This window comes from Marinobacterium sp. xm-d-579, from assembly GCF_013282935.1.
Classification (GTDB): domain Bacteria; phylum Pseudomonadota; class Gammaproteobacteria; order Pseudomonadales; family Balneatricaceae; genus Marinobacterium_E.
In genome coordinates, this window is sequence record NZ_WBYP01000003.1 from 235051 (window position 1) to 250759 (window position 15709).

The following is a 15709-nucleotide window of genomic DNA, read 5'->3' on the forward strand; positions in this document are numbered from 1 at the left end:
TTTATCTGTTAGAAGTGGATGACTTACTTTAGCTGAATAGTAGTGTTTACCCCAGTATCGATATCCTCTTCAAACCAGCGTGCTGTTACTGTTTTGGTTTCGGTGTAGAACTTAACTGCCTGTTTCCCGTAAGCGTGCTGATCGCCGTAGAAAGATTTGCGCCATCCAGTAAAAGAGAACATTGGAAGCGGTACAGGTACAGGTACGTTAATGCCAACCTGACCAACCTTGATTTCATGCTGGTATTTACGCGCGACAGCTCCAGATGATGTAAAGATCGATGTTCCATTACCGTATGGATTTGCATTGATTAACTCAATAGCATCTTCGAGAGAATCCAACTCGATGGCGCAAAGTACAGGACCAAAGATCTCCTCTTGGTATATAGACATGTCAGTAGTTACACCGCTAAAAAGTGTCGGACCCACCCAGTTACCGTCAGGAAAGCCTTCAACTTGGCAGTCAGTACCATCAAGCAGACAATTTGCCCCCGAGTCTTTGCCTTGCTGAATAAAATTGAGAACACGCTGGCGTGCTGCTGGGTTGATTAGAGGACCGTATCCAGCTTCGGGGTCATTCCATGCGCCAGGGCGAACCTTCTTCATAGCTTCGCGCAACTCAGGAATCCACTCTTTAGCACTGCCTACAAATAGTGCGACAGATATGGCCATACAGCGTTGTCCGCCTGCACCTACAGAGGCGCCTACTAAATTGTTAATAACCTGGTTTTTCGAAGCGTCAGGCATTATCACCATGTGGTTTTTTGCTCCGGCGAACGCTTGCACGCGTTTTAGGTGTTCGGTACCTGTGCGGTAGATATGTTCACCAACTGCAACAGATCCTACGAAAGATATAGCAGGCGTGTCCTTGTGAGTGAGTAGTTGATCAACAACTTCTTTGGTGCCATGGACTACCTGGAGTAGGCCAGCTGGTGCACCAGCCTCGATAAACAACTCCGCGAGACGCATAGGTGTCAACGGGTCCTGTTCTGATGGCTTAAGTACAAATGTATTTCCGCATGCAATAGCCATGGGGAACATCCAAAGAGGAATCATTGCGGGGAAGTTGAATGGGGTAATGCCTACACAGACACCTAAAGGCTGAGTAATACTATAACAATCGATCTTGCGAGCTACGTTTTCAACAGTTTCGCCCATAGACAATGACGCGATGTTACAGGCATGTTCTACGACTTCAATTCCACGCCATACATCACCCTTAGCATCTTCAAACGTTTTGCCAGTTTCGCTTGATAGTAGGGTGGCAATCTCATCATGATGCTCTTTCAAAAGCGCCTGATAGCGAAGCATTAAGCGGGCACGTTCGCCGACGGGTGTCTCTTTCCAGGTTTCAAATGCTTTCTTAGCTGAGTCGATAGCTTGATCAACTTCTGCTTCAGTAGCGCAAGGTACCTCTGCGATAACATTTTGTGTAGCAGGATCGGTAACTGGAATGAATTTGTCTGATTGGCTTTGAACCATCTGGCCATCAATAAGTAAAGGAACACGAACAGTCATGAGAAACTCCTGATATATATTACTTTTGTATTTCGCTTACATTTGTAGCACCGTTTTAAGTGGAATGAGATTGATAATCTTGTTTAGTTGATGGACTATATTGCGATAACAATTAATTCATTAGTAGAAGATTCATAAAAATGAGCAGACCCTCCAATTGGCCTCTACCTCCTGAAAGTGTTCGCTATTTGGTCCCAAAAGCCCTTTATAAGGAACTCTCAAATAATCCACTCAGTTGCGATCTATTCCCTAAAGCGATGGGATATTATTGCCACGCTAAAGGGCACATGATGGAACGATTGATACACGATGATTATTTGATGATTTACTGTATCCAGGGGGAGGGGGTTGTTAGTGCAAGTGGTCATTCAAGCTCAGTAAAAATGGGAGATGTATTAATAGTCCCGTCGGGCTTATCACATCGTTACACTTCGTCTCTAGCTTCTCCGTGGACAATTTATTGGGTTCACTTCGAGGGAGCGCTAGTGAAAAAATTTTGCAGTAACACTCAAGTTGAACGGTCGCCTGGAGGGTTTTATTTAAAAAATATTGGTTCTCATCCGCAGTTAACTGGTAGTTTTGATGCCTTATTGAGTTGCCGCTACTCTGCCCATGATTTGACAGTTCATATCTTTTCGGCAAGCTTGCTTCGTCAAATTTTGTCACATGTTGCGTTTCTTAAGCCGCCTGAACAGTTGCGTCGCCAACGAGAGAGTTTGGACTTAGATAGCCTTCATACACTCATGCAAACGCACCTCCATGAACAGATAGACTTAGATACTTTGGCAGCCAGTGTGAATTTGTCGAAGTACCATTTTGTGAAGCGCTACAGAGCTATTACTGGCACAACACCGATTAATCGCTTCATTCAACTTAAAATAGAGCGCGCTTGCTACTTGCTCGATACCACTGCTATGGAAATAAAGGAGATCGCATTTGAGGTAGGTTATGAGGATGCTTACTACTTTTCGCGTATCTTTCGAAAGCAGATTGGGATTTCACCTAGCCAATATCGCAAGGCTCTGACTTAAAGGAATCTAAGCATGCCTAAATACCAAGCACGCTGTAGTTGTGGACAGTTAAACGCTGTAGTTCAGGCTGATCCATTACAAGTTTTTGTCTGTCACTGCTTCGATTGTCAGCGAAGGACCGGGAGTGCCTTTGGCCATCAGGCACTGTTTGAACAGGAGTCTGTTCATATTGAAGGCGAATCAAGGGAGTACACACAGATCGGGGACGAGGGGTTTAGTGTAACGTTTAATTTTTGTCCTTGCTGCGGGAGTCAGGTTTGGTATCGCGCCGAGCGTGCTAAAGGCATGATCGGTATACCTATTGGTGCTTTTGCTGATGCTGATTTCCCAGCACCGCGTACCTCAATTTATGAGTCGCGCAAACACCCATGGGTTGAATTAGTTGGTGATGTTAAAAGACTGCCTTAATTAACTAGAAACTGAAGAAAAGGGTTTACTAGTAATTCAGATTCGGATATTAATAAGGGAAAACCCCTACAGGAGTTCCCGTAATGAATCTGCAATTGAGTGAAGAACAGCTTCTGATACAAGAGACTGCAAAGCGTATTGCCGAGTCCCAGATAGCAGATGTTGCCGCTGATCTTGATCGCACAAAAGAGATCTCCCCGCTACTAGCGAATTGCAAGTCATTAGCTGAGTTAGGTTTCATGGGGCTGAATATTGACTCTAAGTATGGAGGTACTGAAGCGGGGACTGTTGCATTTAGTCTTGCTCTAACTGAAATAGGTCGCGCTTGTGCTTCAACTGCTGTCACCATGTCTGTAACTAATATGGTTGCGGAAGTTATACAGGCGGTTGGTAACGAAGAGCAAAAAAATCACTATCTACCTAAAATCTGCTCTGGGGAATACAAAGCGGGTAGTTTCTGTCTAACGGAGGCAGGAGCTGGTTCAGACCCTGCATCTATGCGCACGAAAGCGGAGCGGGTCGAAGGTGGTTTCTCAATCTCAGGTACCAAACAGTGGATTACCAGTGCACAGTTCGCTGGTGTATTTGTTGTTTGGGCTGTCACCGATCCAAATGCACCCAAGGGTAAGGGTATCTCATGCTTTTTGGTGGATGCTGATCTCGCTGGAATCAGCATCGGCCCTGCCGAACATAAGATGGGGCAACAGGGATCAGCAACTAACGAAGTACACTTCGATCAGGTTTTTGTGAAGGAATCGGCTCTGCTGGGAAAACTTAATGATGGCTTTAGGATTGCTGTTGCTGAGTTGGCTGGTGGGCGAATCGGTGTGGGCTCTCTCGCATTGGGTATTGGGCAAGCTGCGATGGATTACGCATCGCGATATGTTACTGAGCGTCAACAATTCGGAAAAGCGATTGCCGATTTTCAGGGCATACAGTGGATGATGGCTGATCGTTATACTGAGCTTGAAGCAGCCCGACTTTTACTGATGTCAGCGGCAGATCGAAAGGATCGCGGTATGAGCTTTGCCAAAGAGGCCTCTATGGCGAAACTATTTTCTACCGAGAAGGCGAATGCTGCTTGTTACACCGCGCTTCAGCTCTTAGGTGGATACGGCTACATGCGGGAGTTTCCGCTCGAGCGGTTCAGTCGAGATGCTCGAATCACCACGATTTACGAAGGGACTAGTGAAATTCAGCGGGTCATCATTTCGCGCGAAATTTTGCGTGAATTAGGTTAGTCGATGAAACCCTTAACAGGATTAAAAATACTCGATTTTTCGACACTCTTGCCAGGGCCATATGCCACTATGTTGCTCGCGGATTTGGGGGGGGATGTCATTCGCATCGAGTCCCCTGATAAGCCAGATATTGTGCGTGATCTTGAGCCCCAAATAGAGGGGCAGTCTGCTGCATTTCGTTACCTCAATCGAGGTAAAAGGTCGTTAGCGTTAGACCTAAAAAATCCTAATTCGATAGAGATAGTTCATAAGCTTCTGGAAGAATTCGATATTGTAGTTGAGCAGTTCAGGCCTGGTGTAATGGCCAAGTTGGGACTAGGGTACGAACAACTTAAACAATACAAACCTGATTTGATCTACTGCTCAATCACTGGTTATGGCCAAGATGGGGAGTATGCCGATCGGGCTGGCCATGACATCAACTATTTAGCACTTGCAGGTATATCAAGTCATACAGGACGTGTCAGCAGTGGCCCTTGCTTAAGTGGCCTACAGATGGCTGACCTAGCTGGCGGTTCTCAACCCGCAGTGATTGGTATTTTGAGTGCGGTTATTCATCGCACCCGCACGGGGGAGGGTGCTCACATCGATATTTCGATGGCGGATAATTGTCTTGCGCTTCAGCCCTTGTTGGCGCCCGGTCAGTTAAATGGTGCGTCCGACGAAGGGCTGGAGACGCACTTTCTAAACGGTGGTGGCTTTTACGATTACTACCCCACGCGCGACGGGCGATATATGGCTATTGGTAGCCTTGAGCCCAAGTTTAAGCAACAGCTACTAGAGCAATTAAATATTTCTGAGCTGGGTGCTTTGGATGACTGTACTCTCAAAGATAAGCTGCAAGAGCGTTTTTTATCGGCAGATCAAAGTTACTGGATCGAGAAATTTGCCGCAGCTGATGCCTGTGTTGAGCCTGTACTCAGTATAAAACAGGCGGCAGAGCACCCCTTGTTCAAATCGCGAGACATGGTGGCCCATAGCAATGGCGCAGAGCTTCAAGTAGCCCCCGCCATTCGTTTTAACGGCCATTCGAATCCGTTGCCAAAGCCTGCACCGCTGTTAGGTTGCGACAACAATGAGATTTTAAAACAACTAGAGCTCTTGTAGCTCTTAGGTAGTAAAAAACAATAAAAATAGTTTAAGGAGCGAAAATGAGCGCACAAAACTACCAGAAATTCTACGACCAGTTTAGCGTTGAATCAGTTGAACAGGAGATGTTAGGTACGCTAGAGAAAGGCTTTAACGTCTGTGAAGAGATGATCGATAAGTGGTGCTCTGATCCTACCGCCGTTGCCCTTAGGCATGAGTCGGTGAATGGAACTTCATCCGCTTATACCTTTGTGGAGCTGCGTGACAGAGCTGCGCAGTTCGCCAACTATTTGACCTCGCAGGGTATTGGTCAGGGTGATCGAGTTTCTGCACTCCTGCCTCGTTCAGCGGAATTGATGGTAGTGATTCTCGGTACTCTTCGAGTTGGAGGTGTCTATCAGCCGCTCTTCACTGCTTTTGGTTCAGGAGCCATCGAATATCGAGTGCAGCAAGCGGATACGCGGTTGATCGTGACAGATCCTGCAAATCGCTCAAAACTGGATGATGTCGAAGGTTGCCCAGCGGTGCTGTTAGTTAACGCGGCTCAAGCTCCGGAGCAATATGCTCAAGAGCCTGATTTCGTTACGTCTGTATATAATCAGTCCACTGAGTTTGTCCCCGTGCGTGTGGGTAAAGATGAGCCTTTTCTGCAGATGTTTACCTCGGGTACTGTAGGCAAATCTAAGGGGGTTGCAGTACCTACGAGAGCGATACTCTCTTTCTACGTCTATATGCGCTATGCCATTGGCTTGGTGCCCGAAGATAAGTTTTGGAACGTAGCCGATCCGGGCTGGGCCTACGGTCTCTATTACGCTGTTGTAGGCCCCTTACTCTTAGGAAACACTACTCATTTCTGCGAGGCTGGCTTTACACCTGAAACCACCTATCAGATGCTTCGTAAATATGGGATCACCAACTTAGCTGCGGCTCCTACGGCTTATCGCATGTTGATGGCAAATGATGATCAATTAGGGGCGGATGAACGCTTCAACCTTCGACTTGCGAGCAGCGCGGGTGAACCGCTTAACCCAGAAGTTATTTCCTGGGTTAAACGTCGCTTGGGGTGCCCTGTGATGGATCACTATGGGCAGACAGAGACAGGGATGACCGCTTGTAACCACCATGCGTTGGACCAGTCGGTTGTTCGCGTGGGTTCGATGGGCTTTTCAATGCCAGGGCATAGAGTCGTAGCTCTAGATGCTGATTTCAATGAAGTGAATGAGGGCGAACAGGGGCAGTTGGCGGTTGATATATCTAACTCCCCCCTCTTCTTCTTTCCAGGATACACCTGGCAGGAGAAAGAGCCCTATCATGGTAACTACTATCTCACGGGTGATGTGGTACTCAGTCATGGCGATGGAAGTTTCTCGTTTACTGGTCGAGATGATGACATTATTACTACCGCAGGGTATCGCGTCGGACCGGCTGATGTGGAGAGTACGTTACTAGAGCATGATTCGGTCGCGGAATCCGGTGTGGTGGGTAAACCCGACCAGAAGCGTGGTGCAATTATTAAGGCGTATGTTGTGATTAAATCTGGTTTTGCGCCGACAGAAGAGCTGGCGGAGACGCTGCAGACTCATGTCCGTAGTCGTCTTTCGACTCATGCTTTCCCAAGAGAAATCGAGTTTGTTGACGAGCTGCCTAAGACACCAAGCGGTAAAATACAGCGTTTTGTGCTCCGCAATCGTGCTCGCGACGAAGTCGACGCCTACTAAGGGTGAGTCATCAGATTTTTGGGACTTATCTCTTAGGGGTTCTTCCTTTAAGCAAGTTCATACGAGGTAAAAATGCAGTTAGATGAGATGCGGGCATTTCTTGCCGAACAGTTTCCTCAAGGGGATCGGTTTGGCGAGTTAGTTGAGTTGGAGCCTGGAAAAGCAACAATGGTACTAGCCGTGGGTGATGATCATCTTCGCCCTGGTGGTACTGTATCAGGTCCTACCATGATGGCTTTGGCTGATGTTGCAGTCTATGCAGCTTTACTGAGTGTTATTGGCCCGGTCAGCTTGGCCGTAACCACCAATTTGAATATCAACTTTCTTCGAAAACCCAAAGCTGATGCTAACATTGTAGCGATCGCTGAGATGCTCAAGGTAGGAAAAAGGCTGGCAGTAGGAGAGGTGACTATAGTTTCGGAAGGGGATACTGATCCGGTTGCACATGCCACCATGACCTACGCAATACCGGTCTAAGTATTACTTAGGGGCTAGATTGTTGTGAAGGCGAATCAGATCGGCAATGTTGCTTGCTTGCATTTTTGCCATTACACGGGAACGGTGTACCTCTACCGTCTTTGGACTGATATTAAGCTGATCTGCAATTTCGCGATTGGCATTACCCTGCACAACTAAATCCATAACCTCCACTTCGCGCTGACTGAGGTTGGCGTATAGCTCACGAATGCGTGTCTCTTCGGTACGCAGCTCGTAATTGTCCTCGGCGAGCGAAAGTGCCTTTTTTACCAAACGTATAAGTACATCACCATCGAACGGCTTCTCTATAAAATCTATTGCGCCCTGTTTCATTGCACTAACTGCCATCTGAATATCTCCATGACCAGAGATCACGATGATAGGCATCTTAATATTCCGTTCGATCATAATCTGTTGCAGCGCCAGTCCGTTGATCTCAGGCATACGTACATCCAACAACATGCATCCAAGGCCGCCGTCGTAGCGTTCTAGAAAACTCCGAGCACTTGAAAAACACTCAACCCTGCAGTTAACCGACTCCAATAACCAACTCATCGAGTTGCGGAAGTCTTCGTCATCGTCAACGATGTATATTGTGCTATTGGTTAGCTGATCCATGGCTAGTCTCTTATCGGAAGCTTGAGTGTAAATCGAGTTCCATCTTCTGCATCACTGGTCGCATACAGCTGCCCACCGTGTGTCTCTATAATGGTTCGTGATATGGATAAGCCCATCCCTAAGCCGGTCGATTTGGAAGTATAGAAAGGTTCAAATAGTCTCTCTAGCCCCTCTTGAGATATACCGCTGCCCTTATCTTCTACATGAATAACCAGTTGCTTTTCATTCAATTCTGTCTTTATGGTAACGGACCTCTGCGATCGCTCGCAATCACTGTATGCCTCAATCGCGTTACGGATCAGATTAAGAAGTACCTGCTCAATCTGTATTTTATCGGCCACCAGAAGAGGGTCCTGCTTAGCTAACTCGAAAATGAAGCGGATATTGTGATCCAGTGCTTCCTGATAGAGGAAGGTAGAAACCTCGCGGCAGCACTCGTTAATTGAGAACTCCACCTGATGGTGCTCGGTCTTTGCCACAAATGCACGCATACGTTTGATGATATCCGATGCACGTTTCGCCTGTTGAGTGATCAGTTTCATTGACTGGGTTACAGTTTCAACCGGATTTGTAACTCCCTCACTTAAACGTAAGGCCGTTCCGTGACAGTAATTGAGAATGGTTGCGAGAGGTTGATTGATCTCATGTGCCAATCCGGCAGCCATCTCACTTACAGACATCAGACGTGACATATGTGCAATTTCAAGCTGGTGTCGTTTTGCAGCTTCCTCTGCTCTTAATTTGAGGGTTATATCGCGACCAATAATAGAATAGTAGTCGACTTTATCGTCTTCGCGGCGATTGCGGTGCGCGATGATCTCACGAATTTCAGCGACCCGCTCTAGACTATCAGGCAACTCCATCGGGATGCTGCCGTACCAGACTCCGTGATCAAAAGCGTGCTTCAAAGCATCGCATACCAGTGAGTGATATATTTCTTGAGTGAATAGCTCTGGTAGGTAATAGCTTACTGGAGTCTCTTGTTCCGTTCCTAGTGTGTGGTAGGCGGATTCATTTAGGTATGTAAGCCTGTGCGTCTCATGGTTACAAAACATGATCATATCTGAAGATGCTTCGACTACTCTTGCAAGACGTGCCATAGTCTGCTGAATCTCTTCGCGTTCGGTTACGTCGCGTGAGACACAGATGATTTCCAGCGGTTTCCCGGCTGAATCACGGATGACGCGACTAGTGGTTTCTAACCAGATGTAGTGTCCCGCTTTATGACGATAGCGATATATGTTGCTATACAACCCTTCACGGTATCGCACGCTGGCGTCACGCTTGGTGAGGTTGTCTGCATCATTGGGATGGAATGCTGCATAACCAGAAGTGCCAATGATCTCTTCAGCGGTGTACCCTAGAATCTTCTCTACCGCAGGACTGACATCTATATAGGTCCAATCAGGCGAAGTGGTATGGCGAGAGATCATATCAGTCGACTGCTCTGCAAGCAGACGATATCTGTCGGCATCTTCGCGGCAGTTTTGAAGTTCGTCGATCGGTTTTATCATCTCGCCCTTGCTAATATTTCTACGACGCGTACCGCGTTATTAGAAATATTAAACACAATATTCTTTCCCATGGCTAAAAATTCTTGTCCAAAGATCATAGTAGGCGCTAGTTTTGCACGCGACTGTTGAGAAGTTGTTTCTTTGGCTACTTGCTTTTGGCGCCAGTTAAGCGCCTCCTCTGTCCAATCTTCTATTGACTGGATGTCGAAATCTGCAGACTTCAGTAGCTCAGTCATTTTTTCTATGCTGATTATATGCGATGTCGCGCTAGAGCGTGCCCAAGGAACAGGATAGACCATCATTTCGGGTGTGGTTCCTGTAAAAATTTCGTGCAGCAATAGTGAACCTTTCTCACGCAAAAGCCTATGGCACTCGTTTAACAGCGCTTGAGTATCGGGTATGTTGAGTAAAGAATGTTGAAATATAATTAGATCAAAACTGGAGTCTTTGAAAGGTAAAGCAAGTGCATCAGCTGTTACTACTCGACCTCTGAAATCGCCCACTGCAACACGGCTAAGCTCGCGGTTAAGGCGATTGAATTCGTGACAGATGTCGATTCCGGTGACTTGCATCGTCCCGTGTGACTCCACTTGACGCATTAATCCACCTAAACCTGACCCGACCTCCAAAACATGTAGCGGTTTCAGAGGTGTTAGTCGCTCAAGTAGCCTTTTTGATGCGCCCAAACCACCGACATGTAGTTGGTCAACTGGCGCTAGTTGAAAGTCTTCTGCGCCTTCAGAGAAATGTTTGCGAATTTGCCCGACGATCAGTTCTACATCGAGTTCATTTTGGTAGTGATTTTGAATTGTTACAGACATATTTACCTGAGAAGATAAGGGGAGTATTTAGCTCCCCTTGTTGACTATTACTCGCTCTCGATCTCTAACTCACTAATAGATATTTCACGCATCTTGAATTTCTGGATCTTGCCGGTCACGGTCATTGGGAAGCTATCAGTAAATTTGAAGTGCTTAGGAATCTTGAAGTGTGTGATCTGTCCTTTACAGAACTCCTTCAAATCATCTGCGCTTACCTCAGGTGCATTTGCAACCAGCTTAATCCATGCGACTAACTCTTCACCGAAGCGTTTGTCAGGAACCCCGATCACCTGTACGTCAGAGATGTGTGGATGGGTGTATAGGAACTCCTCAATCTCTTTCGGGTAGATATTTTCACCTCCACGAATCACCATATCTTTGATGCGGCCCACGATTTGGATATAGCCTTCATCGTCCATAATGGCGAGGTCACCTGTATGCATCCAGCGTGCCTCATCAATCGCATTGCTAGTCGCTTCTAAGTTGTTCCAGTACCCAAGCATTACGCTGTATCCGCGAGTACAAAGCTCACCAATCTCGCCTCGTGGGACCGTATGGCCCGTGGCTGGGTCCACCAGTTTCGTCTCCAGGTGCGGTTGAGTGCGACCAACAGTGGTGACCTGTTTTTCGAATGGATCACTGGCAGCAGTCTGGGTAGATACTGGGCTAGTCTCAGTCATACCGTAGGCGATCTGTACCTCTTTCATGTGTAGTTTTGAGTTGACAGCTTTCATCACTTCGGCGGGGCAGATAGAGCCGGCCATGATGCCAGTACGAAGAGTTGATACGTCGTACTTATCAAATTCCGGGTGCTCAAGTTCAGCAATGAACATTGTAGGAACACCGTAAAGTGCGGTAGCTCGTTCAGCCTCAACGGTTTCGAGCACTGACTGGGGCTCGAACGCATCGGATGGGTAAATCATTGTCGCGCCATGAGTCACACATCCGAGGTTACCCATCACCATACCGAAGCAGTGGTATAGAGGGACTGGAATAACCATGCGATCTTGATCGGTCAGGTTCATCGACTCTGCCACGAAGAAACCGTTGTTAAGAATATTATGATGCGACAGGGTGGCACCTTTCGGGAAGCCGGTGGTACCAGATGTATATTGAATATTAATTGCATCATCAGCCTGTAGTGCCGACTGAACAGATTCAAGGTGCTCACTTGAGACACCCTGTCCTAGCTCTACAAAGTCGTTCCAGCGCCACATGCCGGAATGTTTGTCTGAATCGAGATTGATCACTCCTTTTAGGTGGTTCAACTTGGTCGATTCGAGTGCTCCAACAGCAGCGTGTTGTAATTCAGGTGCTAATTCATAGAGCATGCCGCGGTAGTCGGAGCTCTTAAAAGAATCTGCGGTTACTAAATACTTGGCCTCTGATTGGTTGAGTGCATACTCAAGTTCATGTAAGCGGTAAGCAGGGTTGATATTTACTAGAATCGCACCGACTTTTGCAGTAGCGAATTGGGTAATAGTCCATTCAGCGCAGTTCGGTGACCACATGCCAACACGATCACCAGGTTCGACACCGATCGCGATGAAGGCTTTAGCCGCCTGTTCCACTCTTTCAGCCAGCTCAGCATAGGTCCAGCGGATGTTTTGATGACGCACAATTAATGCGTCATTATCAGCAAAGCGATGAGCAATTTCATCAAACTTGTCACCGATTGTAGTGCCGAGTAAAGGTGTAGTTGAAACGCCATTCGTGTAGCTTAGGTTTATTGTTTTCATTCCTTAGCTCCTTAGAGTTGTAGTGATTTAAGGTTAAGACCGATTCTGTGTGTGGTATTCAAGGTTTGGTTGCATATCGACAGCACTTGCTACGCGGTTGGTCATATTGTAGAAACCAGCGACATTGGCTATATCCCAAATGTCGCGATCGCTGAAGCCAACATCTCGGAGCGCTTGGCGATCAGCTTCGATCATAGCCTGTGGAGACTCTGTTAACTTTACTGCGAAGTCGAGCATTGCGCGCTGACGCTCGGAAAGCTCAGCTGCACGATAGTTCATCACCATTAATTCACCTAAGGTTGGATCACCAGAGTATCCCCGCACGGCGGCTCCGTGAGCTACTTGACAGTAGTAGCAGCTATTCGATGCTGAAACAGCAACAGCAATCATCTCTTTCTCTAATTTGGTTACGCCGCTTTCACCGAACATTAGCTCGTTGTAAATGCGAGAAAAGACGTCCAGTTGATCGGTTCTATGGCTGTAGGCTGCTAGAACATTTGGAACCATTCCAAGCTTTTCATCACAAACATTAAAGTATTTTTGAAAATTATCTGGCAGCTCTTCTCGTGCTGGTATGCCAAGTTCGAGAGCGGTTATATGTTTTGGTTGTGCACTCATTATTATTTCTCCAACTGTGATCGATTAGCTCCCATTGCCAATGCGACCTTTGAGTTATTTTTCTTATCCAGTTTTTCGGTAATCCAGTGGCTAGTTCTCACTAAAGCGTCCAGATTAATACCTGATGAAATGCCTAAACCTTCCAGCAAGTAGACCACATCTTCAGTTGCCACATTCCCAGAGGCACCCTTAGCGTATGGGCATCCTCCAAGGCCTGCAACAGAACTATCGATGACTGCAATTCCCTCTTCAAGAGCTGCGTAAATATTCGCCAACGCTTGCCCGTAGGTATCGTGAAAATGAACAGCCAAACGCTCTTTAGGGACGAGAGCACTCACTGCGGCCAGCATGCGCTTCACTTTTAATGGAGTTCCGACCCCTACCGTATCACCTAGCGATATCTCATAGCAGCCCATTTTGTACATAGCTTCCGCAACTTTCGCCACAGCCTCTGGATCGATATCTCCAGCGTAGGGGCAGCCAATTACTGTCGAGACATATCCGCGAACAGGAATACCAGCCTTTTCGGCGGCGGACATGACTGGCTTAAAACGCTCTAAACTTTCACTTATTGAACAGTTGATGTTTTTTTCAGTAAACGCCTCAGAAGCTGCACTGAATACGGCAATTTCATTAGCGCGAGCGCTAATTGCGCCTTCAAGGCCAATCAAGTTAGGAGTTAATGCTGAATAGGTCACACCCTTCTTGCGTTCAATACCACTCATGACTTCAGTAGCATCTGCCATCTGAGGCACCCACTTCGGTGAAACGAAGCTTGCAGCTTCTATATGGGTGAGCCCAGCATCCGCCAGGGAATTGATCAGTTCAACCTTAACCTCGGTGCTAATGAATTCACCTTTTTCGTTTTGAAGCCCATCTCGTGGGCCCACTTCAACGATTCTTACAGAATTTGGTAAGTTCATTATGCTTCAGCCTCTACAAGTGGCTCTATCGCAATAAGGTCTGCGCCTTCGCTAACCATGTCACCATCAGCATAAAAAATTGAGCTTACCTTCCCGTCACACGGTGCGGAAATTGTGTGCTCCATTTTCATAGCTTCCATAATCACAAGCGCTTGTCCCGCAGTCACCTCTTGTCCTTCTTCAACTAGAACGGCGACCACCGCTCCGTTCATTGGTGCTGAGAGTGAACCTTCGTTGTTCTCATTTGTATCAGTAAAGGTCTGACGATGGCGAATACATTCAAATTGTTCGCCTTGGTAAAATAGAGCCAGCTTGTCGCCATCTAAATTCCCATGAACAGAGAGTTTATGGCCATCAATCACCAGAGAAAGGAGATCCCCTGATAGGCAAGCTTTCACTTCATAGTGGATATCACCGAGACTGAGGTGATAGCAATTTCCTACCTCTAATACATTAAGATCATAGTGCTCATCATCAATTACTAACGTAACTGGCCGAGAATATGAAGCGTTCAAACGCCAGCTACTAGTTGAACTGAAAGGGGAGAACTGGTCGCCTGGAATGATTGAGTTGCTTCGTTCAGATTCGCAAAAGAAAGCCGTAGCAATAGCAAGTAAGCGATTTTTATCTGCAGACTGTGATTTGAAAATTAGTTTTTCGTGTTTTTCAATGAATCCTGTGTCTAATTCGCATTCTCTAAATGGAGTTGAATCAGCAAGTGCATGAAGGAATTGGGTGTTAGTTTTAACACCTGAAATACGATAATCCTCAAGTGCTTGTACCATGCGATCAACGGCTTTTTCTCTGCACTCATCCCATACAATCAATTTAGCAATCATAGGGTCGTAATAGATGCTGACTTCGTCACCCTCAACAACACCAGTGTCAACTCGGACATGATTGCTTTCTACAGGCGTTCTCAGGTAGTTCAGTTTGCCTGTAGCTGGAAGGAAGTCATTCTCTGGGTCTTCAGCATATATGCGCGCTTCAAGTGCATGCCCTTTAATTGTTAGTTCGTTCTGAGCAAGAGGAAGTGCTTCGCCACTAGCTATACGAAGTTGCCATTCGACTAGGTCTAGGCCTGTAATCATTTCTGTTACAGGGTGTTCTACTTGTAGACGTGTATTCATCTCCATGAAGTAGAAGGAGCCATCTACGTCATACAGAAATTCAACTGTGCCGGCGCCAACGTAATTAATAGCCTCTGCTGCTCGAACAGCGGCCTCTCCCATCGCACGCCTGGTTTCATCTGAAAGTCCTGGAGCAGGAGCTTCCTCGATTACTTTTTGATGGCGGCGCTGCACAGAACAATCGCGTTCAGCAAGGTAAATTGAATGACCTAATTGATCACAGAAAACTTGAATTTCTACGTGGCGAGGTTGAGTAAGATAGCGTTCAATAAGCATGTCGGGATTGCCAAAAGCGTTTTGCGCTTCTCGGCGAGCAGACTGCAATGCACTATCAAACTCTTCTAATGAATTTACAACGCGCATCCCTTTACCACCGCCACCCGCAATGGCTTTGAGAAGCTGTGGGTAACCACAACGCTCTGACTCTTTGCGCAGCAACTCAGGTGATTGATCTTCACCATGGTAGCCAGGAACTAATGGAACACCTGCATCTTCCATAATTGCTTTCGCGGCAGATTTGGAGCCCATCGCAGCAATAGCGGACGAAGGAGGGCCAATGAATGTTATTCCCTGTGCTTCAAGAGCTTCTGCAAAAGAGGTGTTTTCAGATAAGAAACCATAGCCTGGGTGGACTGCTTGTGCACCTGAGCGCTTGCAGATATCTATAATCGCATCTGTGCGTAAATAACTTTCTGAACTAGGTGCAGGGCCTAATAGGAATGCTTCATCGGCCATGGTTACATGTCGCGCATTCGCATCTGCTTCTGAGTAAACCGCAACACATTTTATGCCTAAACGATGTGCTGTCTGAATAACGCGGCATGCGATCTCGCCACGGTTTGCAATTAATATTTTACTAAACATC

The 15709-nt window shown here is 46.8% G+C and carries 14 protein-coding genes; 6 read left to right on the forward strand and 8 right to left on the reverse strand.

The window, feature by feature from the left end; all coding sequences use genetic code 11:
• Positions 1 to 23: 23 nt before the first annotated feature.
• Positions 24 to 1517 carry a CoA-acylating methylmalonate-semialdehyde dehydrogenase gene (locus XMD579_RS08375; protein ID WP_173481808.1) on the reverse strand — a complete coding sequence of 498 codons (1494 nt, stop codon included), beginning with the start codon at positions 1515 to 1517 and terminating at the stop codon, positions 24 to 26.
• Between the two features lie 257 nt (positions 1518 to 1774).
• Between XMD579_RS08375 and XMD579_RS08380 the strand changes: the two genes are divergently transcribed.
• From XMD579_RS08380 to XMD579_RS08405, 6 genes are all read left to right on the forward strand, one after another.
• Positions 1775 to 2548, forward strand: a complete 774-nt coding sequence (locus XMD579_RS08380) for an AraC family transcriptional regulator (RefSeq protein ID WP_256423111.1) — start codon at positions 1775 to 1777, stop codon at positions 2546 to 2548.
• Positions 2549 to 2560: 12 nt separating this feature from the next.
• Positions 2561 to 2956 (forward strand): GFA family protein, encoded by a 396-nt coding sequence (locus XMD579_RS08385; RefSeq protein ID WP_173481687.1) that lies wholly within the window; start codon positions 2561 to 2563, stop codon positions 2954 to 2956.
• 83 nt (positions 2957 to 3039) lie between these two features.
• Positions 3040 to 4197, forward strand: a complete 1158-nt coding sequence (locus XMD579_RS08390) for an acyl-CoA dehydrogenase family protein (protein ID WP_173481688.1) — start codon at positions 3040 to 3042, stop codon at positions 4195 to 4197.
• Between the two features lie 3 nt (positions 4198 to 4200).
• On the forward strand, positions 4201 to 5304 hold the full coding sequence (locus tag XMD579_RS08395) for a CaiB/BaiF CoA-transferase family protein (protein WP_173481689.1): 1104 nt from the start codon (positions 4201 to 4203) through the stop codon (positions 5302 to 5304).
• Between the two features lie 44 nt (positions 5305 to 5348).
• Complete coding sequence (locus tag XMD579_RS08400) at positions 5349 to 7004, forward strand: AMP-binding protein (RefSeq protein ID WP_173481690.1); 1656 nt, start codon at positions 5349 to 5351, stop codon at positions 7002 to 7004.
• A gap of 72 nt (positions 7005 to 7076) precedes the next feature.
• Positions 7077 to 7481: a PaaI family thioesterase gene (locus XMD579_RS08405; RefSeq protein WP_173481691.1), complete on the forward strand. Its 405-nt coding sequence runs from the start codon at positions 7077 to 7079 to the stop codon at positions 7479 to 7481.
• A gap of 3 nt (positions 7482 to 7484) precedes the next feature.
• Here XMD579_RS08405 and XMD579_RS08410 read toward each other — a convergent pair whose 3' ends face one another.
• Genes XMD579_RS08410 through XMD579_RS08440 form a run of 7 tightly spaced genes read right to left on the reverse strand, consistent with a single transcriptional unit; the run spans position 7485 to position 15708 of the window.
• A complete protein-coding gene (locus XMD579_RS08410) occupies positions 7485 to 8099 on the reverse strand; it encodes a response regulator transcription factor (RefSeq protein WP_173481692.1) in 615 nt (204 codons plus the stop codon).
• Between the two features lie 2 nt (positions 8100 to 8101).
• On the reverse strand, positions 8102 to 9613 hold the full coding sequence (locus tag XMD579_RS08415) for an ATP-binding protein (RefSeq protein ID WP_173481693.1): 1512 nt from the start codon (positions 9611 to 9613) through the stop codon (positions 8102 to 8104).
• Entirely contained in the window at positions 9610 to 10434 is an 825-nt protein-coding gene (locus XMD579_RS08420; protein WP_173481694.1) for a class I SAM-dependent methyltransferase, read from the reverse strand. Before XMD579_RS08420 ends, XMD579_RS08415 begins: the two co-directional genes overlap by 4 nt.
• 47 nt (positions 10435 to 10481) lie before the next feature.
• Positions 10482 to 12173, reverse strand: coding sequence for an AMP-binding protein (locus tag XMD579_RS08425; RefSeq protein ID WP_173481695.1), 1692 nt, complete (start codon positions 12171 to 12173; stop codon positions 10482 to 10484).
• Positions 12174 to 12206: 33 nt separating this feature from the next.
• Entirely contained in the window at positions 12207 to 12791 is a 585-nt protein-coding gene (locus XMD579_RS08430) for a peroxidase-related enzyme (RefSeq protein WP_173506212.1), read from the reverse strand.
• Positions 12792 to 12793: 2 nt separating this feature from the next.
• Positions 12794 to 13714 (reverse strand): hydroxymethylglutaryl-CoA lyase, encoded by a 921-nt coding sequence (locus XMD579_RS08435; RefSeq protein WP_173506213.1) that lies wholly within the window; start codon positions 13712 to 13714, stop codon positions 12794 to 12796.
• On the reverse strand, positions 13714 to 15708 hold the full coding sequence (locus XMD579_RS08440; protein WP_173506214.1) for an acetyl/propionyl/methylcrotonyl-CoA carboxylase subunit alpha: 1995 nt from the start codon (positions 15706 to 15708) through the stop codon (positions 13714 to 13716). Before XMD579_RS08440 ends, XMD579_RS08435 begins: the two co-directional genes overlap by 1 nt.
• Position 15709: the final 1 nt, after the last annotated feature.

Coding starts and splice junctions, on each gene's coding strand:
- XMD579_RS08375 (WP_173481808.1), bottom strand. CDS start 1,517: ATGACTGTTCGTGTTCCTTTACTTATTGATGGCCAGATGGTTCAAAGC.
- XMD579_RS08380 (WP_256423111.1), top strand. CDS start 1,775: ATGGGATATTATTGCCACGCTAAAGGGCACATGATGGAACGATTGATA.
- XMD579_RS08385 (WP_173481687.1), top strand. CDS start 2,561: ATGCCTAAATACCAAGCACGCTGTAGTTGTGGACAGTTAAACGCTGTA.
- XMD579_RS08390 (WP_173481688.1), top strand. CDS start 3,040: ATGAATCTGCAATTGAGTGAAGAACAGCTTCTGATACAAGAGACTGCA.
- XMD579_RS08395 (WP_173481689.1), top strand. CDS start 4,201: ATGAAACCCTTAACAGGATTAAAAATACTCGATTTTTCGACACTCTTG.
- XMD579_RS08400 (WP_173481690.1), top strand. CDS start 5,349: ATGAGCGCACAAAACTACCAGAAATTCTACGACCAGTTTAGCGTTGAA.
- XMD579_RS08405 (WP_173481691.1), top strand. CDS start 7,077: ATGCAGTTAGATGAGATGCGGGCATTTCTTGCCGAACAGTTTCCTCAA.
- XMD579_RS08410 (WP_173481692.1), bottom strand. CDS start 8,099: ATGGATCAGCTAACCAATAGCACAATATACATCGTTGACGATGACGAA.
- XMD579_RS08415 (WP_173481693.1), bottom strand. CDS start 9,613: ATGATAAAACCGATCGACGAACTTCAAAACTGCCGCGAAGATGCCGAC.
- XMD579_RS08420 (WP_173481694.1), bottom strand. CDS start 10,434: ATGTCTGTAACAATTCAAAATCACTACCAAAATGAACTCGATGTAGAA.
- XMD579_RS08425 (WP_173481695.1), bottom strand. CDS start 12,173: ATGAAAACAATAAACCTAAGCTACACGAATGGCGTTTCAACTACACCT.
- XMD579_RS08430 (WP_173506212.1), bottom strand. CDS start 12,791: ATGAGTGCACAACCAAAACATATAACCGCTCTCGAACTTGGCATACCA.
- XMD579_RS08435 (WP_173506213.1), bottom strand. CDS start 13,714: ATGAACTTACCAAATTCTGTAAGAATCGTTGAAGTGGGCCCACGAGAT.
- XMD579_RS08440 (WP_173506214.1), bottom strand. CDS start 15,708: ATGTTTAGTAAAATATTAATTGCAAACCGTGGCGAGATCGCATGCCGC.